26 protein-coding genes are annotated in these 22,885 nt (G+C 44.4%); all 26 read right to left on the bottom strand.

The annotated features are described in order from the left end of the window. Nucleotides 1-36: 36 nt before the first annotated feature. The 26 genes from NI455_RS06075 to NI455_RS05950 all read right to left on the bottom strand — a co-directional run bounded on the left by NI455_RS06075 (nt 37) and on the right by NI455_RS05950 (nt 22,884). Complete coding sequence (locus NI455_RS06075; protein WP_253113040.1) at nt 37-270, bottom strand: hypothetical protein; 234 nt, start codon at nt 268-270, stop codon at nt 37-39. After that, nucleotides 263-2,350: a hypothetical protein gene (locus NI455_RS06070; protein ID WP_253113038.1), complete on the bottom strand. Its 2,088-nt coding sequence runs from the start codon at nt 2,348-2,350 to the stop codon at nt 263-265. Before NI455_RS06070 ends, NI455_RS06075 begins: the two co-directional genes overlap by 8 nt. Nucleotides 2,351-2,367: 17 nt before the next feature. Then, nucleotides 2,368-2,754: a hypothetical protein gene (locus NI455_RS06065; RefSeq protein WP_253113036.1), complete on the bottom strand. Its 387-nt coding sequence runs from the start codon at nt 2,752-2,754 to the stop codon at nt 2,368-2,370. After that, nucleotides 2,751-3,092 (bottom strand): carboxypeptidase regulatory-like domain-containing protein, encoded by a 342-nt coding sequence (locus tag NI455_RS06060; RefSeq protein ID WP_253113034.1) that lies wholly within the window; start codon nt 3,090-3,092, stop codon nt 2,751-2,753. The genes NI455_RS06065 and NI455_RS06060 overlap by 4 nt, the downstream gene beginning before the upstream one ends. 10 nt (nt 3,093-3,102) lie before the next feature. Continuing rightward, nucleotides 3,103-4,320: a hypothetical protein gene (locus NI455_RS06055; protein ID WP_253113032.1), complete on the bottom strand. Its 1,218-nt coding sequence runs from the start codon at nt 4,318-4,320 to the stop codon at nt 3,103-3,105. A gap of 54 nt (nt 4,321-4,374) precedes the next feature. Next, entirely contained in the window at nt 4,375-5,994 is a 1,620-nt protein-coding gene (locus NI455_RS06050) for a hypothetical protein (RefSeq protein WP_253113030.1), read from the bottom strand. Between the two features lie 9 nt (nt 5,995-6,003). Next, complete coding sequence (locus tag NI455_RS06045; RefSeq protein ID WP_253113027.1) at nt 6,004-7,965, bottom strand: hypothetical protein; 1,962 nt, start codon at nt 7,963-7,965, stop codon at nt 6,004-6,006. Next, on the bottom strand, nt 7,955-8,374 hold the full coding sequence (locus NI455_RS06040; RefSeq protein WP_253113024.1) for a hypothetical protein: 420 nt from the start codon (nt 8,372-8,374) through the stop codon (nt 7,955-7,957). Before NI455_RS06040 ends, NI455_RS06045 begins: the two co-directional genes overlap by 11 nt. Then, nucleotides 8,371-11,991: a tape measure protein gene (locus NI455_RS06035; protein ID WP_253113021.1), complete on the bottom strand. Its 3,621-nt coding sequence runs from the start codon at nt 11,989-11,991 to the stop codon at nt 8,371-8,373. Before NI455_RS06035 ends, NI455_RS06040 begins: the two co-directional genes overlap by 4 nt. A 71-nt stretch (nt 11,992-12,062) precedes the next feature. Further along, on the bottom strand, nt 12,063-12,701 hold the full coding sequence (locus tag NI455_RS06030; protein ID WP_228733309.1) for a DMT family transporter: 639 nt from the start codon (nt 12,699-12,701) through the stop codon (nt 12,063-12,065). 333 nt (nt 12,702-13,034) lie between these two features. After that, nucleotides 13,035-13,595, bottom strand: coding sequence for an amino acid kinase family protein (locus tag NI455_RS06025; RefSeq protein ID WP_253113018.1), 561 nt, complete (start codon nt 13,593-13,595; stop codon nt 13,035-13,037). 41 nt (nt 13,596-13,636) lie between these two features. Continuing rightward, nucleotides 13,637-13,888 (bottom strand): hypothetical protein, encoded by a 252-nt coding sequence (locus tag NI455_RS06020; protein WP_253113015.1) that lies wholly within the window; start codon nt 13,886-13,888, stop codon nt 13,637-13,639. After that, on the bottom strand, nt 13,878-14,420 hold the full coding sequence (locus NI455_RS06015; RefSeq protein WP_253113012.1) for an antA/AntB antirepressor family protein: 543 nt from the start codon (nt 14,418-14,420) through the stop codon (nt 13,878-13,880). The genes NI455_RS06020 and NI455_RS06015 overlap by 11 nt, the downstream gene beginning before the upstream one ends. A 291-nt stretch (nt 14,421-14,711) precedes the next feature. After that, nucleotides 14,712-15,473 (bottom strand): phage tail tube protein, encoded by a 762-nt coding sequence (locus tag NI455_RS06010; protein WP_253113009.1) that lies wholly within the window; start codon nt 15,471-15,473, stop codon nt 14,712-14,714. Beyond that, the gene (locus NI455_RS06005; protein WP_253113004.1) at nt 15,473-15,643 is read right to left on the bottom strand and encodes a hypothetical protein; all 171 of its coding nucleotides are present in this window, start codon (nt 15,641-15,643) and stop codon (nt 15,473-15,475) included. The genes NI455_RS06010 and NI455_RS06005 overlap by 1 nt, the downstream gene beginning before the upstream one ends. Nucleotides 15,644-15,652: 9 nt before the next feature. Continuing rightward, nucleotides 15,653-16,075: a phage tail terminator protein gene (locus tag NI455_RS06000; RefSeq protein WP_005171370.1), complete on the bottom strand. Its 423-nt coding sequence runs from the start codon at nt 16,073-16,075 to the stop codon at nt 15,653-15,655. Beyond that, nucleotides 16,050-16,547, bottom strand: coding sequence for a phage virion morphogenesis protein (locus tag NI455_RS05995; RefSeq protein ID WP_253113001.1), 498 nt, complete (start codon nt 16,545-16,547; stop codon nt 16,050-16,052). Before NI455_RS05995 ends, NI455_RS06000 begins: the two co-directional genes overlap by 26 nt. A gap of 7 nt (nt 16,548-16,554) precedes the next feature. Continuing rightward, complete coding sequence (locus tag NI455_RS05990) at nt 16,555-16,995, bottom strand: gp436 family protein (protein WP_253112998.1); 441 nt, start codon at nt 16,993-16,995, stop codon at nt 16,555-16,557. Nucleotides 16,996-17,002: 7 nt separating this feature from the next. Further along, nucleotides 17,003-17,341, bottom strand: coding sequence for a hypothetical protein (locus NI455_RS05985; RefSeq protein ID WP_253112995.1), 339 nt, complete (start codon nt 17,339-17,341; stop codon nt 17,003-17,005). Between the two features lie 10 nt (nt 17,342-17,351). After that, the gene (locus tag NI455_RS05980; RefSeq protein ID WP_253112992.1) at nt 17,352-18,431 is read right to left on the bottom strand and encodes a major capsid protein; all 1,080 of its coding nucleotides are present in this window, start codon (nt 18,429-18,431) and stop codon (nt 17,352-17,354) included. Between the two features lie 5 nt (nt 18,432-18,436). Further along, nucleotides 18,437-18,811 (bottom strand): hypothetical protein, encoded by a 375-nt coding sequence (locus tag NI455_RS05975; RefSeq protein ID WP_253112990.1) that lies wholly within the window; start codon nt 18,809-18,811, stop codon nt 18,437-18,439. A 3-nt stretch (nt 18,812-18,814) separates the two neighbouring features. Next, nucleotides 18,815-19,777, bottom strand: coding sequence for a hypothetical protein (locus tag NI455_RS05970; protein WP_253112987.1), 963 nt, complete (start codon nt 19,775-19,777; stop codon nt 18,815-18,817). Between the two features lie 35 nt (nt 19,778-19,812). Continuing rightward, nucleotides 19,813-20,055, bottom strand: a complete 243-nt coding sequence (locus NI455_RS05965; RefSeq protein WP_253112985.1) for a hypothetical protein — start codon at nt 20,053-20,055, stop codon at nt 19,813-19,815. A gap of 85 nt (nt 20,056-20,140) precedes the next feature. After that, the gene (locus NI455_RS05960) at nt 20,141-21,412 is read right to left on the bottom strand and encodes a LamG domain-containing protein (RefSeq protein ID WP_253112983.1); all 1,272 of its coding nucleotides are present in this window, start codon (nt 21,410-21,412) and stop codon (nt 20,141-20,143) included. Further along, the gene (locus NI455_RS05955) at nt 21,412-21,585 is read right to left on the bottom strand and encodes a hypothetical protein (protein ID WP_155237173.1); all 174 of its coding nucleotides are present in this window, start codon (nt 21,583-21,585) and stop codon (nt 21,412-21,414) included. The genes NI455_RS05960 and NI455_RS05955 overlap by 1 nt, the downstream gene beginning before the upstream one ends. Nucleotides 21,586-21,651: 66 nt before the next feature. After that, nucleotides 21,652-22,884 (bottom strand): phage head morphogenesis protein, encoded by a 1,233-nt coding sequence (locus NI455_RS05950; RefSeq protein WP_253112982.1) that lies wholly within the window; start codon nt 22,882-22,884, stop codon nt 21,652-21,654. Between the last annotated feature and the right edge of the window lies 1 nt (nt 22,885).

Raw genomic sequence — 22,885 nt, 5'->3', positions numbered from 1 at the left:
AAAAAAGCACCCGAAGGTGCTGTTGTTTGGTTAAGTTTAGACTTCTATTTCTGAATGGGACCCACTTGGCGCAGGTCGCAAAATAACTTGATTTGAGATGAATACTTTGGCACCCAGGTTATAAGTTGTACCAGATGTGCATAGCACTGGACCAGAACCACCATCAATCTGCACCCGATACTCTGGATGCTTCACCGAGGTGATGGTACCGATGTATTCAGCATGGGTCGGATTAAGCAACTTACGCAGTTCAAATAAAGGATTATTCACGACTGATACGCTCCACGGTAATGGTTTCATTAACCTTGTTATGTGAGAAACTGCCTGAAACTGAATCAATCACACCCCACCACTGGCCATTAAATGCAATCGATTTACCTGGTAGCATCTCGCCAATTTCCGAACTCACCGGAATATCCGAGAAAGTGTGCAACTCCTGAATGTTGGCTTTGACCAGCTCATTTTTGCCATAACTGGCACCCGATACCACGTTAAACAATGGCCCCGTAACTGTTTCAAGCGGCACATCACCGGAGGTACCACGCTGCTGTACTTTCAGACTTTCACCACTTCGACTATTCACTACGGTGATGGCATTGAAGTCAGCAATATATTCATCGTTTTGTTTGATGTTCTGCTGCATAACCAAGCTTTCAGATAACAAAATATCGTAGTCATCAACTGTCATCGCATCCCAGTAGCCTTTCTGGTAGCGAGGCAAAATGGTCAAAGTATTACCTGCTTTCTGGCTATAGATAAAGCCGCCGCCTGCATCAACAACCTGCTTTATTGCATCGATCGGTGCTAGTTCTGCATAACTCAGGCTTTCAGTAGGTACAATCCAACCCAATTCATCAATCAATCTCCAATCTAAGTTGGTACTGCTATTTGCCCGATCCAGTTCAGCCTGAACCAATTGAACAGAGGTGCGCTCATTGTCCTGAATAAATGAACGCGTTGGCCCGTATTTACTCGAATTCAAAGCAGTAACGCTTCGACCCGGATAAGTGTAAAGAACACTGGCAAAGCGTCGGGTTTCCTCTGGATCTTCAAGCAAAATATGATGCTCAAATCCATTGATCATAACTTTGAGAACCACAGGCTGACCATTGATTGGTTGCAACTTCTCTTTTTCAGTATGTGCCACGGTAATTGAGTAGGTCCAGCACCACTGTGATCGGCTGGTACTGTAAGTCCCATCAATCACCTTAATCTTCTCGCCGGTATCTAATCGCTCGGCTGTTAATGTATTCACGATATACCACCAGTTTCTGTTCGGCAGTGCTGGAATACAGTCATCTGCACCAAAATTTAAAACAACGTTGTGTGAATCAACCTCATGACACAGACAGATAAAATTTAGATCACCAGTGCCCTCATATTTAGGTATTTCCGGCTTTGGCCAAGGCTGAACCGGATGCTTGCGATAATGGATCGCTTTGGCTTTATCCCAAGGCAAATCTGACTTGGTAACAATCTCCAGGCTTTTATCCCACTCAAATGAAAAACGATGCTCAAAGACTCGGGCTACTTCATGTGAATAAGTAAAAGTCTTACGCCTGCGGATCATTTCTTGCCAAACCGTTTCCCTGTTGTGGCGCAGCTTGATGGTTTCTTCATGCAGGTAGCGCTGATGAATAAAGCGTTTATCACCTTCTTCCCAAATTACATACGCATCGGAACTTAAACCGGTGGCTTGCTCATGTAGCGACCTAACCGCACGATTTAATGATCCAGCCTGCTCATACCGAATATTTTCCTGATTCGAAATTACTAGACCTTGCTCATAAAAAAGAGCCTCATTTGAGACTCTTAATATAGGCTTGGCCCATGGGATTTCTGTGGTGCTCAAGGCTGCTATCGCTTTCTGATATCGCATGTCAAAACCATAAGACACACCCACCAGATGGTTGATATCGAATACCGCTATAACCTCAAATTGAAATTCAGTATCCAAAACCGTATCAATCGTGCACAGGTTTTCACTAAATACCGCTTCGACTTCAAAACTAAAACTGGTGTCTAAAGCCGTATCGATCTGACCAATAACATTAGTATTTTCTTTAAAGACCGCAACAACTTCAAAGCTGAATTCAGTGTCGAGTACCGTATCTATAACTGCAGTATTTGCACCACTGTCGGCATACACTGCGGTGACTTCAAATGAGAATTCAGCATCGAGCACAGTATCGATTACAGCTGTAACATCATCACCAAAATTTAGATTGGTTGAGCCATCGGCCAGATGCTCAAAATTCAGAATGATGTTATGACTGTCAGTATTATCAGGCTTAAAGTTTAAGTTTAGGTTGTGAGCATCAACGGTGCCGAGCTTATTTTTAAAATCCACATGAGCACCTTTTTAAATTAAGGTCTGAGTTTTATTGAGGTGACTGACAGTGTGCCGCCAAGTGCTAGATTGGTATTAGCCAGCGCAATATCTGTACCTACTGTCAGATCGGCAGCGACCTCACCAGCACCATTATAAATACGCGCCCACGTTGCAGTGCCTGCTTTAATGACAGTGCCTGTATCGGTCGGATGAAACTCCACATAAGTAGCAGTGGTTTCTTTGATACATGGCTCAGGAAATGTGAGTGTCACCAAAGCATTATTCGAATCTGCTGCAATACTAGGACTGGCAGGCTGTACACCATCATAAAAAATAACGGTAGCACTTTGACTGCCGCTATCCATAAAATTGGCGAAGGCTTGAATCATGGCAAGCCGAGCATTGACTGATGTTTTACTCATTTGGCAATTACCTTATCCTGAATAACAGCGTTGTATTGGTTGTTTGGGTCAAAAGCCACCACAAAGCACTCAAGCCCTACCGCAATATTGCGGAACAAGTAAGAGCCGTCGGCTTTTGACTTGGTTTCCCAGAGTAATTGCCGATTGTCTCGGCGGAATACACAAACAGGTACCGGTGAGTAATTGGCACCCAATTCTTTCGTTTCACCTCTAATCCGACCGCTACCTTGATCAGCAGATACTGCAAAACTAAGCAAGCGCAATGGTAAAGCAGTGACATAGCCTAATTCTTGCAAGCGTTCGGGATTCGGCTGATAACCGCCAAAAAATCGTCGCATGACTTTAATGTTAGACAATTTTGACCTCCTCCACCCCAGCAACCAAATAAGTTGCATGAACAATAGACGAAGTAAGTGCCCAAGGTATGTGACGTATCATTAAATTATCTAAGGTATCAGCTACAGCAATAGGGTTGACTGCACTTTCAATCGCGGGTTTTTTGCCAGATGTTGTGTAATTTAAAAACCACACCGGAGCCGAGATGTACCCTATCGGCTGCCAAGATTCGTATTCAAAAATCTGAATTGGCTCAGCCGGGATTGTATTAAAATTTTCAATATGCGAAGGTAATTGATTGCTCACAACATAATAATAAAACATATAGTTCCTATCCCGCTGATTGCAAAGCACTCTTGTTTTACCAAGATAACCGACAAATATATTGGCATCTGAAAAAGCAACAGACGAGTTGCTTGCTGATGAGTTATAGCACCACAACATCGGATACTGTAGATCAGCATCGGTCTGGATTATTGAGGCAGGCAAAATTGCATTAAAGTATTTTTGGTCAGCTTGGTTATATCGATTTCCCATGATCGCAACATGGTATTTAGAACCCACGATCATACCCCGACCATAGTTAGAAAAGCCTTGCTCATAGGTGTAATTGATATTTGATGAACTGCCTGATGGCGAGAATTCCCATTTTGGACATACAGACCGAAGTGATTTGATGCTTCGTGTAGACTCAATAGAGCTTGGATCTGTAATTATGCCCGCAATAAGATCAGCAGATTTACCAATACATACCGCAATACAGTTTCGATCACCAGTAGTGACCTGAAAGCATAAACGTAAGAACAGGTCAGATTCATCTAATGCCTTAAACTTATAAATATAAATTGGTGCGGCTTCATAAACCAAATCCCAACCAAGCGGTGCAACTTTTGTGGAAAATCCAGCCGCTATAGCCGATGGTGCATCATCAAGCGTAAATGTCACCGTATTAGTGGTGACGGAGTCTACCCAAAATTCACCGTTATTAATCGATGCGAGTACGCCCGCATCAATTTTTAAAACACGATCTTGAGCGTAACCATGCGCACCGCCATAAGTAAACGTAACCTGATTGCCTGCAACAGCGACACTCGATACTGTCTGCACGTTATAACCAAGTGATAGTATCTTTTTAAAACGATCTGGGAATAAATTCATTGAGCCTGAACTAAAATCGAGACCAGCATCAGAATAATCAAATAATTTTGTTTGTGTTTGCTTCATTGCCATTTTTTATTCACCCATAAAAAAGACCGCATAAAGCGGTCATATTCGATTTAAATTTTAAACAACGCGGTCAATATCGCCACGCAGCATGATCTGGAACTGGTCTGACAGTACCGCTGGTTCCGATTGCTTTACAGTACGAATTACCCAGACCGGGAAATTTGCAGCCACGGTATTAAATCGCAGGACGTTACCATTGGCCCAGCCTGCTCCCCAGCCTTCTTTTTTGATGATGAAATATGGAACACTAGTGACTGGATTGAGTGGTGCATAATCTGCAATTATTGAGCCCGCAAGAGTTAAGCGACCTGTGTATTCACCCACACAATAGAATGTTTCATTACCTGTAAAGACAATTGCCCAGCGTTCCTGAATTGCGCCCTTGTTGGTGGTCAAGATTGGGTAGAGTGAATCATTGAAATTTGCCGAAATCCCTGTACCAGTCGGCTCATCATTCCAGACACTATTCCAAGCCTGCTGCACAAACTTGTGTGTGTAACGCGCCTGCATATCACCAATGACCAGCGCAGACCCGACAATGGTATCCACCGCATCATAGTTATGGGTTAAAGGCTTGGTGAAAGTCAGCTGACCATTAATCTGTACATCACGGATCAGGCCCATATCCTGATAGCGGTATTTCACTGTCAGTGGTGCAACCAGATTACCCAGCAAGAAGTCACCACCCAGAGTTACACGACCATAGTCATAATCAACTGTGTACAAATCAAAAGCTACTTTCCTGCCGTTGCTGTCTTCAAGTTCAGCCCATGAAATGCGCTGATCATTTAGATCATAGGTAGTACCCGCAATCGCACTTGGTAATTCTTGAGACTTGCTTGAACTGACGATTCCAATGCCACCAACACGGAAGATTGGCACCCGGCCATCAATCGGTAAACGAGTCGCAGACAATCCCAAGATTTCCGAATCCAGTGGAATATAGGTGTAAGCCACAGCGTTATAACGCACTGATGAAGCATCCACCCAGACCGGGACATTGATATAAGCGTCTAAGCCTTCCTGATATTCCAGTAATGGGTCATACCAGTCGTTTGCCTCAATATCCGCACGGTTGGCTTCGGTGATTTTGGTTTTGGTGTAGAAGTAAATCGTCACAAAACCATTTTCCCAATTGACCTGACCATGCGCCCGGCTAGTTTCAATCACCCCATTTTCATCAGCGGTTAGTGTGAGCTGGCCGAATTCAATTGATGCTAAAACCACAGTTAATGATTGTGGCCGGATCGGCATGATTGGGGTTCTAAAGCTAATCTTGTTGACCGGCAACAGGTCGGTGGTAGTGGTTAAGGATTCCAGAGTAATCGTGTTATCTGCATTTGGGGTCCATGAGTCGATTTCAACAATACCGGTACCATACTGGATCACACCAGACTGAATCCCGCTGTTATTCGCCGGATTTACATTGCGATACAGCAAGCCAGTGCGATCTAGATAAGTGTCCGCACCAACTTTGAATCGGGCTGAGCCTGTCAAAATCTGCTCATCAAAGCCAGAGGATAAATCCAGCTTTAACTTGTTGGCCGTTACGGTATGAGTTGCTGAGTTCGAGCCAGATGTATCGCGGTATTTCACTTGAACATCAACAGCATTAAGGGCTTTTAATTCAACCTGCTGACCTTGAATGTCTGACGTTTGTGGAGAATAAAAAGACATATTTCCTCGCTAGGCAGCCGCATAGGTAGCCATAGGTGTAAAGGTTTGCACAAATCTGCTCGCTGTACTTTTTGGTGTGACTTCAACAGCGCCAGTGGCATAGATAATGGTGCCTTGCACTTGACCGCGGCTATTCACTAGATTACCCATAGTTGCATTCACCGGCACATCTGTCAGAGTTACAGACCCTGTAATCCCCTCACTGCTTTGAAGTGGAATTTTTAACTCAACACTATTTGGCTGAATTGCTGGTCCGGTGCCAATGGTAAAGGTCAGCTTTTGATTTGCAGGCGTAACATCCATCTTGGTTTGTTCAAGTGAGGATCCATAGTTATAGATCACGGAGAAAGCTGTTCCTTTTTGAGGCAACTTGTTTGGAATGATCTTGCCAATACCGGTTGCATAGTTGATTTCACCTGTAGCATCACCAGTAAACTTACCCTGCGCATTAGAGGTTGCCGTTTTCTCTTCACCTTCAAGCATCCAGTTAATAGTTATGCCCGGCAACACACCTGGTCGTCCTAAATCAAAATCAAACGCAGCTTTTTCAACAGTTAAATTCGAGCGCACAAAAGTGACAATCGGTGTACCCCAGTTCAGCAGGATCGGTGTGTCTACATCTGGTAGCGCCCCAGTCGTTAATAACCATGAGCCAGTTTCATAGTTGATCATGCCCGAACCAAAAGATGGACTCGCAGCCTTTAACTGGCCTGATCCATCATCTTTAAGCTCATAGAACTTACCTTGTGACATATAAGAAATCGAAAGTGCGCCTGGTGCTGGAATTGGAATTAATGCCCCTGTCCAGCTAGTACCCTGATTATTTTGAGTCACTGGAATTGCATGGCTCTGATAATACTGATTCGGTGCAGCGGCTGGCTTGAATGCAATATTCAGACTCATGGTTCCAGCTGGTGCTGCTGCAGTCCACTGAATTAATCCACGTTGATAATCAATCGTGCCAACTTGTGTGCCTTGCGTGTTCTTAAGCAGGCCACCCTGATCATTAATCTGCTGGCCTTGCAAGCTAAAAGACAGACTTGATGGAATCACTGCTGAACCGATGTACAGATTCTGACTGACACCAATCACCATATTCGGGTAATTAACCGTGATCGTGCCTTCATTACCTGCCACAAGCACCACGCTTTCACCCGCAGCGTTCACATCAATGATCGGTGTTTCAGTCTGGGCAGATGGGATGAGTTGAGCAAAGATGCTTTTGGCATTTACGGTAAATTCGCCAACATTGGCATCAGAAGCCAGTGCTGTAGATGAGTAATACAGACCGGTATCAGCAACAATGGTGTCGCGAATGATGGTTTTGGATTTTTCACCGTTGTACCACTGCCGCGCTGTAAGCCCGACAAAATCAACTTCTAAGGCATCATTTAAGGAATATGTAGCAACCTTGTATTCGATTTCCTCTTTATCAATCACCATCTTGGCAATGCGTGTATCAACTTTAGTGATACGAACATACTGCTCGCGTTCTAAAGCCTTCCCTTCATCAGAAATCAATACAATGGTATCACCTACCGATGCCTCAACCTCCTGTGGCCACATCACGACCTGCAGCGATGACATACCTTGCCAGTGTGTATCAAGTGGTGTGCCGGCAATCTGCCCGCCTTTGGCTAGGTAGTTTTCCACCCGGTTCTGAGCCGACTGACGCTCATCTGTCCAGTTCTTTGTGCTGAATAGCAGTGCTGATACGTTTGGATCTTTCGGCAATTCAGATACAAAGACCGTTGCACCCATCAATAAATCGGTGTCTTCAGTGGTGACTGCTGGAAAGACTTTGCGCATGGATACATCACCCATGGTTCGATCCATTTCAGACACATCATTAAACAGGTTATTACTGATGCCATCCTGAACCACAACACCGGAATACTTACCACCGCCATCAGAGTTATCAGTCAAGCGTTCAGACTTGTAGATCACTAAATCCTTGGTTTCAATCGCCATCGTCTAACTCCGTAAAGCGCAAGGTCACATTAAAATAATCATCCAGTGATACCGCTGGAATTCCTTTCACCGGTGCAGCCTCTAAAGCCCCATCCTGGTGGTTAAATTTGACGGTGAATTGTCGGTTGTCATGAGGCTGCTCAAACTGCAGTTTGAAATTTTCTTCCTGCAGTTTCGACCACTCCAAAACAGTCCGCAGTTCACTTAGCTTGATCCAGCCCATTTGCGGATCTGCTGGTTGCAAAGTGATAGGCCGTCCAGACTTCTTTTTGCCTTCTTGAATATGTAAGGTGCCGTCCATGGCATAGGCCTGATTCTGTTCGATAGCTCTCCATGAGAATTCATCAGGCCATAAAAAACCGTCCTCTAATGGGACGGTTTCTGATGTTGTTAAGCGAATAAGTTTCATGTTGAACCCTTAAGTGTTCCTAATTGTTTGAGGATCTGAGTTAATGGATTTACTTGATCGGCATTAACCTGAGCATCCACATATTGTCCATTACCTGCCTCGATCCGAATTGTGGTCTTTGGAGTAGAGTCAATATCTCTAACAGACGGCGCTGAAGGAATAGACGGCGCATAGTCATTTAGGTTACTAGATCCGGTTGAAGCCACATTGATAGATCGAAGCAGCTCATTGATCTTGTTGGTTCCGTGCTGGGTAGTAATCCCTTTGGCAGCCGCATCGTCATACATCTGTCTCATGAGCGTATCCAGACCACCTACACCGCTATTGCCATAACTGGCCATCTTGGCATCACGATCCGCTTCCATGGCTTGTGACCAGATATTTCCAGCCAGCTTTTTGGCATCTTTATCGTCATAACCTTGAGATTTCAGCATAGAGATAACATCATTCTTGTTATAAGAATCATAGTTATCCAAACTGCCGAGTGCCTTGCTCTGCTGCTTCATAGCCTTGTCAAATTCACCTTTGGCCTTATTGACTGCATCCGCCCATTCCTCAGTAGAGGACTTAGCGCCGTCTATAGCTCTGGTGGCAGAATGAACGCTACCCTCGATACCCTTGACCCCATCCCGAACCCGATCCGTTGATTGGCGCATGCTGTGGAGTGAATCGTTGGCTTTATCACCAGCCTCTACGGAAGCTTTGCCAGTTTCATCAATCTGAACCTTGAGCTTTTGTGTAGCATCCGCAGCATTAAATGCAGCTATGACTCCTGCATCACCAGACAGTGCTACTGCTTGAGCTGCTTTTTTATGTGCCTGCTCGATACCTTCGGCTGTAGCTAGACCGCTATTTTTAATCGCGTTGTAGTCCATCACCGCTTGTTGTGCTGCAAGTCTTAATTGTTCCTTGGTTTTAATACCGAGGCGCTCAAAGGCTCTGCCTGTTTCATCCAATTCATCCGGCAATTCAGCATTAGCTTTACGGATAGCCATGATGCCGAGTTCGACTTGCTTGGTTGAGAATACCCCTTGCGCCTCAAACTCGCGCAGTTTGGCGTTAGCTGCATCAATTTCCGCTTGGTTTTCCGCAGCGCTTAACCATTTCAGCCATGCCTGATAAATGATATCCCCCGCTTGGTTCCCTGTAATGCCAAGCTCCTCAAGTTCACCACCAAGCTTGTCTATATCTTCCCCTGACTTGGTGAATTGCTCAGATACCTTATTAAGGGATTTATCCAGGTCTATACCGAACTTTTGAGCCAATTCTGAAGCTCGTGTATAAGCTGCTGCTGATCCGGTTGCTGTACGCTGATTTAATGCCAGTAGCTCAGTCTGTCTCTGGTTACGATTGGCCTGTAGCTCTTGCTCTTTAGCATCGATCTGTTTGATCTTGTCCTGAGCCTGTTTCAGCTCGTTTAAATCACCCGATGCTTTAGCCTGCTGTATCTTCTGTTCTAAGGCTGCACGTTCAATAGCGGCCTGTTTCTGGAAGGTTAAGTATTCCTGATCCGCCAATCTGAGATTTTCAGTTGCTACCTTAACCGCTTCGGTTTTTTGCTGTGCCTCTGTGAGCTTTTTCCCTGCTTCGTCTAACGCTGATACAGTGACGCTACCAGCTTCGTCCATTGCTACGGCGTAACCTTTTGCTGCCAGCTCTGCTTCGATCTGTTTAGACAACACGCCGTCATTGGCTGCTATGGCTGCTTGTGCGTAATCCTCTGCTGCTTTAATCCGCTTCTGTGCGCTGGCGCTTTCGTCTGCATCGATCTTGTCTAAAGTGGCTTTGGCGTTATCAGCTTTTTCCTGATTCTTTTGCTGTTCAGTTTTGGCTGCTTCATTGAGGCGCTGGATATATTTGGAGTTGAACTCCATAGCCTCTTTATCTGCTTCAGCATAATACTGTCTGGACTTCTCTTTCATTAAGTCAGCGGTATCAGCGAACTGCTTGCTTACATCGCCCCACGTGAGCGCTGCCATTACACTGTTGGCTGCTGCTGCCAAACCATAAAAAGCACCAGTAACCAGACTTAATCCGATCTTAATGCCAGATACACCATCTTCAACCATGCCGAAGACAATCGATAAGCCCTGCAATACTCTTGTCAGGAAGCTGACCTGTTCTCCGGCTGAAGTAGCATTACCAGTGAGTGACCCAAGCAATGACGTAAATGTTTTAAATGCGGTCCCTAATATGTCATCTACAGTCTTCCCTAACTCCCATGCACCAGATATAAGCTCTTTAAATAAGCTGTACAGGGAGCCTAAAGCACCTTTTAACGCCTCTGTTTCTGTTCCTAGTCCTGAGTATCGATCAGCAATAGACTCCACTGCACCAATGGCATCATCAAACAGAATGGTTAGCCATTCCATGTCACCGCCAAGTGTGAGCATAGCTTCAGATAATCGCGCTGATACCTGGTGCTTTTCATTCATGGCACCAATGACAGACGTTAAATTATTCTTCAGGGCCACCATTGCGTCGGCTGTAGAGTTAGCCATTGATCCGGCCAGCTCCTCGTTGCGATCCCTCGACTCAATGAGCGCCGTAGTCAATTCTTTGATTGAGACTTTACCACTGGCACCTAATTGTCTAATTTCTTCTTCTGTTCGTCCGGTGCTTTCGGCCATGTCCTTAACGACATTATCTGCACCTGTGATAATAGACATCCATGCATCTGCATCCACCGAGCCTTTAGCCATTGATTTTGCTAATGCGTCCTGCGCTGATGCTGCTTGGTCTGCTCTGGTGGCGTTATGGGTAAAGGATAGGGATAGACTCTCTGTAACTGTCAGGATTTGCTCTGTTGAGTAGCCTAACGACTTCATGGTTCCAGATGTAGCTAGATATACCTCCTGAGCTTCTTCAAGTGGCCGGAAGGTCTTATTAGCCAGCTCTAAAAGCCTGGCCTGAACCATGTTGTATTCTTCTGTGCTGCTGGTGGCGTTCTTGATCCGCTCACCCATCTGCTGAGTAGCGTCAGCGGTCTGCAATAGCTCTTTAACAGTGAGGCCAAGCCCTAACCCCGCCAAGCCTGCTGCAAGGGTGCCAATGGCTGCTTTAATAGTTCCAAATCCTTGCTTGGCCTTATCTGCTGCGCTGCCAGTCTCTTTAAGCTCTACATTGGCTTTATTTACGGCGCTATCAAATTCCTTAAACGCTACCTCTGCCTGTTCTACTTCGTTCTCTAACAGGTTTACTTTTTGCTGAGCAGCATCAATGTCATGCGGTGAAGCATTCGTTTTTGAGAAATCCTGAAGCGCCTGCTTTGCTGTCACCAGGTCAGCTTTCAGTAGATCGATAGCTTTTTCCGCTTTACTACCAAAGTCCTTGAAGTTATCAGCTGTTTCTTTAGCTCCATCCCCTGCACCTTTGATTGCTTCCGTTGCACTGTTTAGTGTAGCTTTCAGCTTATCAGCTAATTCCAAGGATTCTTTCGGCACAATTTTAGAAACAGCATCCGATGTCTTTTTAGCCTCACCCTCAAAGCTGGCTGTCCCCTGTTTAATTGCCTGCTGTAAATCACTAAAAGCCTTCTCTGCACTTTTAGCATTCTGTACTAACCCCTTGGAATCTCCATCCAGGATCAATTTGAAGGTTAAGTTTTTACCGGACATATAAACCTCTGAACTTTGCGCAATAAAAAACCCTGCTCAGGGGCAGGGTTATAAAAATTAGATGTTAAGCATTATGTGCAAAACTTTTCCCATACAGTTTGAAACTCACTAGATTCTATATTCTCCCCATCGATAGCAACTATCGCAGGACTTGCTATAAATCGTTTGAATCCAGTGTAACCACCAAAACTGTTTTTGCTATTTACTTCACCACACATACCGTTCTGATTACGTATTTGTGCACTTTCAGGATCTTTCAGGAAGTTCTTCAATGCAATTTCAGCATCCACCTGCATTGCAATAGCACGATCACGCGCCTCTCTCTCCTGATCACGCCGTTCTTTCTCAGCTGCTTTTGTAGCTTCACGCTCAGCAGTAGATTTTCTTTGCTCTTCAGCATGTGCTTTACGATCTGCTTCACGCGCCAATAGCTCAGGACTTGCTGTACCATTTTCTAAAGCTTTTTCTTCTGAAGCTTGAAGGAGCATGCCTGAAAAACCCAATAAGAAAAATATACCCACACCCAACCAGAGACCTTTAATAGATGGACTTATTTCAGTTATCTTTTTCTGAATTGGGGGTAACATCAAAATACCAGCCAATATCATAAATATACTGCCTAAAAAGCTCTCGCCAAGCAGTGACAACCCTCTAATAATAAAGACCACCCCAAAAAACCAAAGGAATGCTGCAATTAATTTATTTTTCATTACAAATTACGCCATAAGATTTTCACAATTCTGTCTCGGCATAAAATAACAGTGTATTCCTGTAAATCTACCTGTTTTACATACTCAGTAGCTGCACAGTGAAGTCTTCCATCTTCCAGGACGTAGAATCTCGGCTTACCAAGCTCAAGTTTACTTTTAAGTGCCTGATGACTATCCCCAATTCTTACCAAATCACCGGATGGAGTGCGAATGCTGGTAGTTGTCCTTTCTGCATACGTGAACCCCGACACCAAACATAAAGCTAATAATAATTTTTTCACACTAACCCCCTAAATAGTTATTTCCACATCATAACTTTAGGGTGTTACTTGATCAATCAGAAACCATTTCTTTCTTAAATGACTCAAAACCTTTCTTATCAGACTGGGCTACACGCGCTGCAACGGCGTTATTGAAGACTCCCTGCTTATACAGCTTATTTGCAGCCTTAACGTAGCCCTGGAATGCACCGTAGGTCATTTCCATGATTTCGCTATGTTGGTGGCCCGTTGATACCAAAAACTGGAATGAATCAAACCAAGTGGAGTCATCTTTCTTTTTGATGCCGCGTTTTGGCTTTTCGTATTTGAAGTAAGCCTGGTTGATCAGAAGCACTGCCTTAAGTAGCTCTTTAAACCCTTGCTCATTAGCGGCAAGTTCTACCAGTGATTCACTGTTCAGATCAGTGACGCATGCCATGGCCGAAATGACTTGCACCCCATGAGCCTTAAATAGCCCTGTCAAAATCTCATCTGAATGATTTTGGTCTTTGATAAAGTTCTTTAATACTTCAGCATGCACCGCCCAGGTATCAAAGTCTTTCATCTGGATCTGACGCACTTCGATGTCATTCACTTTGATGCTGCGATTTGTTGCTAAGAAAAAATCGTTCATGATGGGGTCTCGAAAAAGCCACCCGAAGGTGGCGATAATTATTAGCTTTGCGTCACACCTTGTATGCCTTTGCATAGTTTCAGGATGCTTTCGGCATGCAGTGTGATGTGTCGATGGTTTGGCTTGGTTCGCTCAATATCAATGGTTATTAGCATTGCTGCGCGCAGGTTTTCTACCGGCTCTACACTTTCAAAAATGTAGGTGTCGTTATGAATAACAATATCGGCATAACCATCTTCTTCTGTGCTTGGTCTGCACTCCACCACAATGTAAGCAGGAACATTATTTGTCATTATCTTTATCCTCATCAAAATCTAAGGATGGTTGCGCTTCCTTAATCAGTTCATCCAATTCTTTTAGTAGTGCTGGCTTAGTTTGTTTTCCATTTACTGACAAGAATCGACCAGCCTCAGAAAGTGATTGGGTAATCATTTCGACTTGTGCTGATATATGTCCGATTCGCGACTGAAGACCATCTTTAAGCTGACGCGCTAATTCTTCTTGTTCAATATAGTATTTGCGAATCTCATGACCTTTTTCATTGCGCTCCATCATCCCAAGGTGCTTAGTCATATCTACCGAGATAATGTATTCATTTAAATATTTTGCACCCGATACCTGCTCGTCTTTTTTGACGACAAGGGTGTAGTCATAATTTTCTTCAAATTTACACTGCTTAATTCGACGCTTAATCCAGTGAGAGAATTCCGCCTTCACTTCAAGCATCTTGTGTAAGTCGCGGGCGTTTACTCCAAGCTGCACCTTTCCATTTAATTCAACTTCAATAAATGGGGTTTGGTTTTCAATTTTTACGATTGCATTCATTGATATGCTCCGACTACTCATTAAAAAAGAAACACTGGCAAGAAGATGCAATGAATAGTCGAAACGACCATCTTCCTTTCGGGGATCAACCTAGCCAGCGGTTTGCCCAAATTGCAGGCATTAAAAAAGCCGACTTGTTAGGCCGGCTTCGCTTTAAAAATATACTTTTCTGTCAATAGGGTGGTAAATGACTTTGGGTTGTAGAAACTAGTTAATACAATTCAAAGTCATCTAAAAACAGGCACAAAAAAAGACGCATAGCGCCGTGGAGTTCTTTGTACCTGCGAAAGGTTACGGTGCTGTTGCTGCCGGAATCGTTACGATATGGCCATATAAGCCAAGTGTTGGGTCTGTTTCTTTACCCACATCAGATAAGGCCTGACCAGAGATTTCATACTGACCCAATTCTTCATGAATTAATGGGAAAGTGGTTTCAGGTGACTTTTTAGTTCGCCATAAGCGCACAGCCATGTGCTTACCATTTGCCGTGTTCACCCCTTTAAAGAACAATTCATATTCTTCATTGAAGTTATTTGCCAAAGTGGTATGTGTTACGGCACCAGTTGTGTAGGTGGCTAGGATCGGCATCGTGAGGTCTGCTACATCATGAAAAATCACAGTGCCAAACTTAGCATCTACGGTGTACTGATCATCAGTAAGTGTTTTTGGTGTGCTGCTGGTTGAGTCCTTAAAGGTCACTTCTGATAAATTATAACCCTTTAATTGAATTTCCTGACCAGCAACCACAGTACCTAGTGATTCATCAGCAATCGCTTTGCTTGTAACTTCAGAGTTGGTACCAGATACGATGTACTCCAGATTGTCTTTGTCTACTTCTTCAAGTGTTCCAGAGAAATTCACAGAAGTTGTATTTACCATCGTAAAGTCGGTTGTGCGATTGCCTGATGTTGACTCTTGATGCTCAATAACATCTGCACTAATCTCAAGTTCAAAATCAGGCACGTTGCCCAGATGGCGCATAGCGCCAGCAATGCCATTGGTTAGCTTGGATAAATAGAATTTACCCTGCAACGAGATATATTCTTTAGCCATTACTTTTCATCCCCTGTGGTTTTCTTGGCTGGAGCAGCTTTAGCTTCAGGAAGTTCCTGAATCACACCATCTGCCAGTAATTTTTTGATTTGTGCGTCATCCAACCCGCCAACGACATCGCCTTTTTTAAAGCGACCGACAGGCTGAGTTGCCTTGTATTGTTTTGCCATGACTGGCTCCTAAATGAATTTTTGTGATTCAAAGATAATCGTGATATATGCAAAGCCTGGACTATAGCCATCCCGAACTGAGATAAATTCCAGCGCCGTACGTGATGCTTGAGGCTGCCAACCGGAAAGCAGTTGAATCACCTTCTCAGTCAAAAACCCCGCTTCATCACTTACAGCACGTCCATCGGTCATTTGAGATTGAGCATTGCGACATGCCACCGTAACCGCCCATTGCTGGCCGATCTGGTTGATGCTTCCACGACCTGCACTTGCCTTTTTATCTATACGAACAAAATTGACGTGTGCCGACGGCGTGACTTGCGACATCTCTGTTACGCTGACTGAATTCAACGGCGTATAGATCTTTAGAAATTCTGGAATCTCTTTCAGTTTTTCTGCAATCTCATCACGCACCGCGAAGAAGGTGCTCATCTATAAAACTCCCGACAATGTCTAAGACTTTCGCCTCATCTTCCGAATTAATACCAAGAAAAGTACGGGATGGAATGTTCACCTCTTTTACTTTTCGATATTGCCCTGCCACCGCAAACGTAATGTATTGACCGTTCTTGGGGGTGATATGAGCACCATAATGAAAAACATGCGCATAAGTTTGATTAGCACCCCACTCCACGCCATTGTTCAAAACGTTGTAGCTCATACCATTGAGTAAATCACCTCTATCGCGGCCCGTTTCCCCACCTTGCAAACGAGCGCGCCATGAAACTTTCCACGGGTTACCATCAACATCATATTGATATTGAAATCGCTTCCTTGTCGCATAAAGCATGGCATCGCCAATGTCGTTAAACATCTTTGACTTATCGACATCGAACTGGTTTAAGCGAGCAAGGATTGCTTCGATAGGTGAACTATCTGCCTGAATGGTTATTGCAAAAGCCATAAGCACCTCACTTCATGCTGGGCATTTGATCCAGAATAGAATCTCCAAATACACCACCGGTATATGAAGTACCGACTGGCGCCGTTGAAGGTCGCCCTTTAGGTTGGTCATCCACGATCTGGTTTGTTACAGGCAATTGGATCTGCAAGTGTGCTTTGTTGTCAGCAACACGCTTAAGGAAAGAAATTGCATCCTCATAGCGCTGTCGAACCTCTTCGGTTGGTTGCTGAAAGTAAAGGCGATAACGTGCAATATCACACGTCATACGCTTTAAATTACTCGGCACATTAGGCAGCGGCAAAGGATAACGACCGCCGATGTGACCGTTAATTTCCTCTGTTGCATCCTGAATTGCATCCTGGACAGATGATTGAGAAGGAAGCATCGTTTTCAGATTTTCAATCTCATCGCCAAATCGTGCGACCAAATCTGATTCAGTCGCATACATAGATCACCTACTTGGTTTCGTCTGCAGGCTTGGCATCTGCTTTAGGTTTTGTAGCAGGCTTGGCCTTTTCAAGATCAGCCACCTTTGCTTTTAGCTCAGCAATTTCCTGATCAGCTTTGGCTTTGTCATCTGCTAAGGTTTTATTTACTGCAGTCAGTTCAGCATTGGCCTTTTCAAGTTCAGCCAAACGTGCAGCGGTATTGTCTGCTTCTGGCTCTTCCGGCTCCTGATATTCTTCAATAACCCCAGATGCTAAAAGGGCCTGAAGTTGTTTAGCTTCAAGCCCTTTGATTTCATCACCTGGCATAAAATGCCCGATGGATTGTTTTGCTGTGTACTTCGGCATGTCTTGCTCCTTATAGGGTGATAAAGCCAGTACCACCAACCACACCGTTCTTATTAGACGGCACAACCAGTGGAGCAGATTCAGTCATCAGCATGATTCCGCTTGGATCTTCGCAGTACCACTGACGATCAAAGTATTGCTGAGCAACGCCGTTGGCCAACATGTTTTTAATCTTACAGTGAGCAACTGAACCATTAGTATCAGAGATCAGTGAGAAGTAATCCTTAGGAATAAAGCGCTTCACCTGACCTTTGTTACGGTAGGTCGCGTCATACACCCAGAATTCAATTCCATCAAAAGTACCTTTGAATGTCGCAGATTCTTTGACACCAAAGCTTGGATTCACTGGAACAGAAATACCGGCATACGGCGTGATGAACTCTTTCTTAAACTCTTCATTGTTCCAGAGAGCTGCCCAAACCAAGCCAGACATAACAGATAGCTTAGCTTCACCACCATCAGCAGCCAATTGACGTTCAAGCATAGTGCGGATATCAGTTACTGGTTTAGCACCAACTTCATTCCACTTGGTTAACGGCGTAAATGTTAAAGATGCATCACGACGGTAATCCACCAGGTTGTATTCATAATCATCGGAGTGAAGCGCGTATTTACCATTTTTCAGTAAATCAATTGCCATCATGAGGACTGAGTTATCAATTGCATCGTGGTTGCGCTTCATTACCGAGATCTGGGCAATGATCATTTGCTCTTGCTCAGATAATCGCTGGTTACCAGTTGAGATGATACCTGCAGTACGTAAGCGCTCAAGCAAGGCAATTTCAAAAGTTTCTGCCGGAGTGACTTGGTTCTTTGGCTTGTAGTAAGCCGGTTTAACATGGCGTACTTCACCTGATTGCGTGGTATCAAATGGCTTACCAGGCTGTTGCGGTGATACCAGTGGTGCCAGATCATGTTCGGCAGATACTTCGGCCAAAGGTACATCATCACGGTTGAATAACGGGCGATTTGGGAAAAGCTTGTCTAAAAGCCAGGTATCCATCGGACGGTAATTCGAGTGAATCAGTGCGAGTTCACCCACATCAAGAAGTTCGAGCGGAGTGCCCTCAAGATTAAAAGACTGTGGCATGTTAATTACACCTTAGAAAGTTCGATTTTGTTTTTAGTTGCCTTGGCACGCGCTGCATCATATTTCGCAGTAGTGAGCAAAGTTCCGTTTAATGACACGGCTTCAACATTGAAGACGCCACCGTAATACACAGGGATTTCGATCCCATCAGCGGCCTTGATTGTGGCTTCTGCAGCCGACACATCCTGACCACAAATCACATCCCATGTTTTTTCATCAGTGGCATGGGCCAGCACATTGGCATCTGACAGCGTTAATAGATCACCGTATTTAAATGCTGTAGCGGTTGGCACCTTGGCATTAGCACGACGTAATTTTTCATTGTCCAGGATCAGTCGTTTTGAAGTGACCGAAATAGGCGGTACATAGTGAATAGCCATGAATTATTTCCCCTTTTGTTCTGCAAATGCTTGTGCACCAGAAGTGAATTTGTGAGTGTCGGTATTATTCGACTGGCCACCTTGTCCCGGATTAGCTTGATGGCTAAACAGGTGAGCAAATGCCGGATTTACATTTGGTGCAGGCTGTGGCTGTTGTGCAGCTGGTGGTTGTGTATTACCTGCCGAGAACTGACGAAGTTGCTTAGCCGCGAAGGTAAAAACCGAATCATCCATATTGGTATAAGCGGTTTTATCTTCAGCACTAAACTGTGTTTTCAGCTCAGTTTCTAAAGCTGTAATTTCATCAGCACGTTTCTGTGCTTTGAACTGCTTAAGTTCAGCCAAGGCATCATCACGCTCACGTTCTGCCTGCTCTTTGGCCTGTTGTGCTTTTTCTAATTCGGTCACGTCTGTGTCCTCTTTGGTTGGGTTTGGATTGGCTTTGCCCGAGAAGGCTTTAATTGATGTGTTGCGATCAGCACCAGTCGAGCAGATCGTAAATTCACGAATACGGTTTTGACGGAAGATGGTGATTGGGCCTTCAAACGACTGATCATTTACAGTGACCGTTTTGCCTTGAGACACTTCTTCAATCGATCCCGGATCAATCATCATCGACATCTGGAACGGGAAACCGTCATCAGAGTCCTGGACAATTTCCTGTGCTTTGGCGTTTGTAAGGAAATCACCTGATACATCAATCTTTCCGTTTGTATCCACGGTTTGAACGACACCAATTCGACTTGAGCCGAAGTGTTCTTCAAGTAAGGCTGTCGGCTTATCAATCTCAATTCCATCAAGATCAAAGACCACGCCAGAGCGTCCCCAATACCAGTGACCATCTACACGACCACCGGCATAAGCAGTGCCTTTGAATTTTCGTTTTTGCCCTTCTTCGGCTTTGGGTACCTCAATCGCAGAGGCATTAAATAAATACTTCAGCCGCTCTTCATTTGGATCTGGCATTTTTCATGCTCCATAAAAAACCGCCCTTTCGGCGGTCATGTTTGATTTTCTTCCAGAACTTCAGAAAGCCCATTTAAAGCTAATGCAGTCTGCCAATTCTCCCGAGCATCACCATCAAGCATCAGGCGCTCATACAGAAACTCAAGGGCTGGTTGTAACTCGGTAGGCACTACCTGCTGTCGTAATTCATCATCACTGAATACTGCATAATCTTCTGGCTTCCACCACGAATGACAGCCCCAATAAATGCCGTCTTCACCTTGTAGTTTTACTGACAAGTTGTTAGGCCCACAGCCATAAGCTTCAGCAATCTGATTGATCGCGCCCTTGTGGGCATCGGGGACGATGTTTACGACTGATAGATTAAACATTGAGTGTTACCCCCAAGAACTTAGCAAGGCCTTGTTCGATTCTTTTGACATCCGATTCAGGGATCAGTTTACCTATGCCGATAATGCCGTATAGATGCCCGTTGAGTGGGAGTGAAGTCCCTGCGCGTCTGCCGATGTATAAAGGGTAGTTACCATAATTACCACTGCCCTGACTTAATGTTTCCGAATAAGCTACACCGTTCGCACGAATTGACATCACACTTGTTGAAATCTTAGCCGAGCCTGTTAACACCAATGATTGTGGAGGAATAAGATTTGAACCTGCATTTACTTGTGCATAAGCAGTCCCTCTTGATGTAAATGTTAATGTATTGCCGATGATACCTGGGTATCTCACACCAAATGAACCGTTTGTTGCGAACCCCGATGGACTACTCTCAATAACTATACTATTCAACGCACCACCAATACCACGTATAGCGGCAATTACTGTCATCTCATCAACAGCGGTGAAGTCAACACTATTTGTCTGCAAGAAGTCGTCAGAACCATCAAATTCTAAATAATTAGCGCCTGTTACATCGTTTTTACGAAGGATAGGGCGGCTTGCCGATGTGGTTTGGTATGCGTGGTTACCTGTCAGTTCTTTGACAGATACGTTATCAATATATAAAGTAGCACCGACACCCCCCCAAAAACCTACTTTTGCTATTCCTATGTTAATTGTCATAAGAGCACTATTTGCCTTAACAATTATTTGAACTTTATTCCTAACACCGTCTGTCAATCCACCTTCTGTATAACTATTGACACCTCCACTCATAATATTGAGCCTGCCCAATCCTTTTACCGTATTCGATAAGTCAGGCGTAATCTCACAAGATATGACGTAGAATTTACCTGAGACTGTTGATATGGCTTGGGAAACACTACCCGATGTACTGGCTGTTGCGGTAGCTTTTAACTGCGACCCACTATACTCAAGCGTTGCTGAGTAACTATCCCAACCTTCAATACCAGTGTCAAATGTGCCATTAGTGATTAACTCAGCACCTAACTCCAAACCTTTACTCTTATCCAACATCAACCCCACAGGCTGCCCTACATCAGTCACAGGAATAACCCCCGCAGCATCCTGAAACATCGTAGTTAGATCATTGGGATCGTAATAGAAGCCCTGCTCGCCATTTGCAAAGAGTTTCAAAATCTGCTGGTCAAAGGTTGGGGTGTTGCCACCAATCACAGTGGCTCCCGGTGTCCAAAATGCACCGCCTAAAACGGTGCTAAGCGGTGTTTTGATCATTACATTTTCTCTGAGTAAACGATTTCCAGTGGGTCAGAATCACCCTTCCACATCCACACGGTATAGCCTTCACCAATATTCATCACTGGCTCTAAAAGCACGTGGTATTGATTTGTATTGGGCTGAGCAACACTAATTGCATATCGTGGCTTAGAACCCTTATTAACGGTCACATGTACCTCTTTACTTCCATTCGATACACGCACCGGGGTGGTTGAAAGGCTTAATTTTGTTGTCATTTAATTCACCAAAACTTTTAATGTATAAATTAATTGCCCTTCAATCGCTTCAATCGCTTCAATCGCTTCAATCGCTTCAATCGAAACTACCTCAAAAGACAATCCCATTGGTATCAAAACGCCGTTGCCTGCATTCAACATATCCAGATCAACACCCAAGCCTTTCGCATTCTCAATCTTAATTGCGATATCTGAAGCTGTATCTACCATCAGCAACGGCGCATTCAATTGAACTTTTTGCCCTACCTGATAAGCCGCTACTTGATTAAGTGTTGCAGCACCCACCACGGTTGAAGCCGTATTACTTGCTACAGCTTGAATCGCTGCCATATCGATACTCAGCCAGCGCTTAAGTACATCATCAGCTAGTGAGCCTGTAGCAGAGTTTAAATAGCCAGTCAGTGCGGCATCATTTCCCTGCACATAGTCCAAGAAGGTGCGAATCGCACTTGGTCGAATGCTTGGATCAAGTGGTATTACTGTATTGGCCACCGTATCGAATAAGTCCCGAGTTTTATCATCTATCGGAGCAAATAGACTGGTGAGCTTTTTGCTCGCCGTCCATTCCGCTCTAATGATCTCTTTTTGCTCAAGCAAATACTCTTTATCCAGGGACGAAGCACTAATCTTTTTATCCACCAGTGATTCAAGCTCACCAAACTGCAATGGATGAGAGCTCCAATCTAAGGCTTTAGCTATCTCAGGCAACTGATCGTCAGGTGTAATGCCGTATTTCAATGCCTGCTTCTCAGTTAAGGCAATCACGGTGCAGCGGCAACGAAAGCCCAGCGGCGGGTAATGTGTTAGCCAGAACGGGTGATCAATCGGCAATACAATCCGGTTCAGAGCCAAATGACTGGGACGCACGCGACTATCATTGATCGCCGAGTACATCAGATATTGTCGCTTGGCCTTGTTCCGTTGCTGTTGTTGCCACCGGCCATGACCATAAGCACTTTGGATATTGGTACGGAATACATTGTCCAGATAGTGCTTTGGCAGAATGATTTCAGATTCTTCAATGAGCTTCTGAAAATCTTTAAAAGTACCGCCGTCGGCAATCGATTTATTCACCGCCTTAATGACAGTTTCAATCTGCTCAAGACTCGATAGAAAGCTAACCGTAGTTGCCATCTGCCGGGTCTTTAGATCCATTGAATAAAACTCATCAGGCAGCACGATTTTTTTACTGTGAGCAAACCGAAGTGCCTCAAGGAATGTGACTGGTTGCATA

The sequence above is a fragment of the Acinetobacter lwoffii genome (assembly GCF_024129435.1).
GTDB classification, from domain to species: Bacteria; Pseudomonadota; Gammaproteobacteria; order Pseudomonadales; family Moraxellaceae; genus Acinetobacter; species Acinetobacter lwoffii_F.
This window is presented reverse-complemented; position numbering and strand designations above follow the sequence as displayed.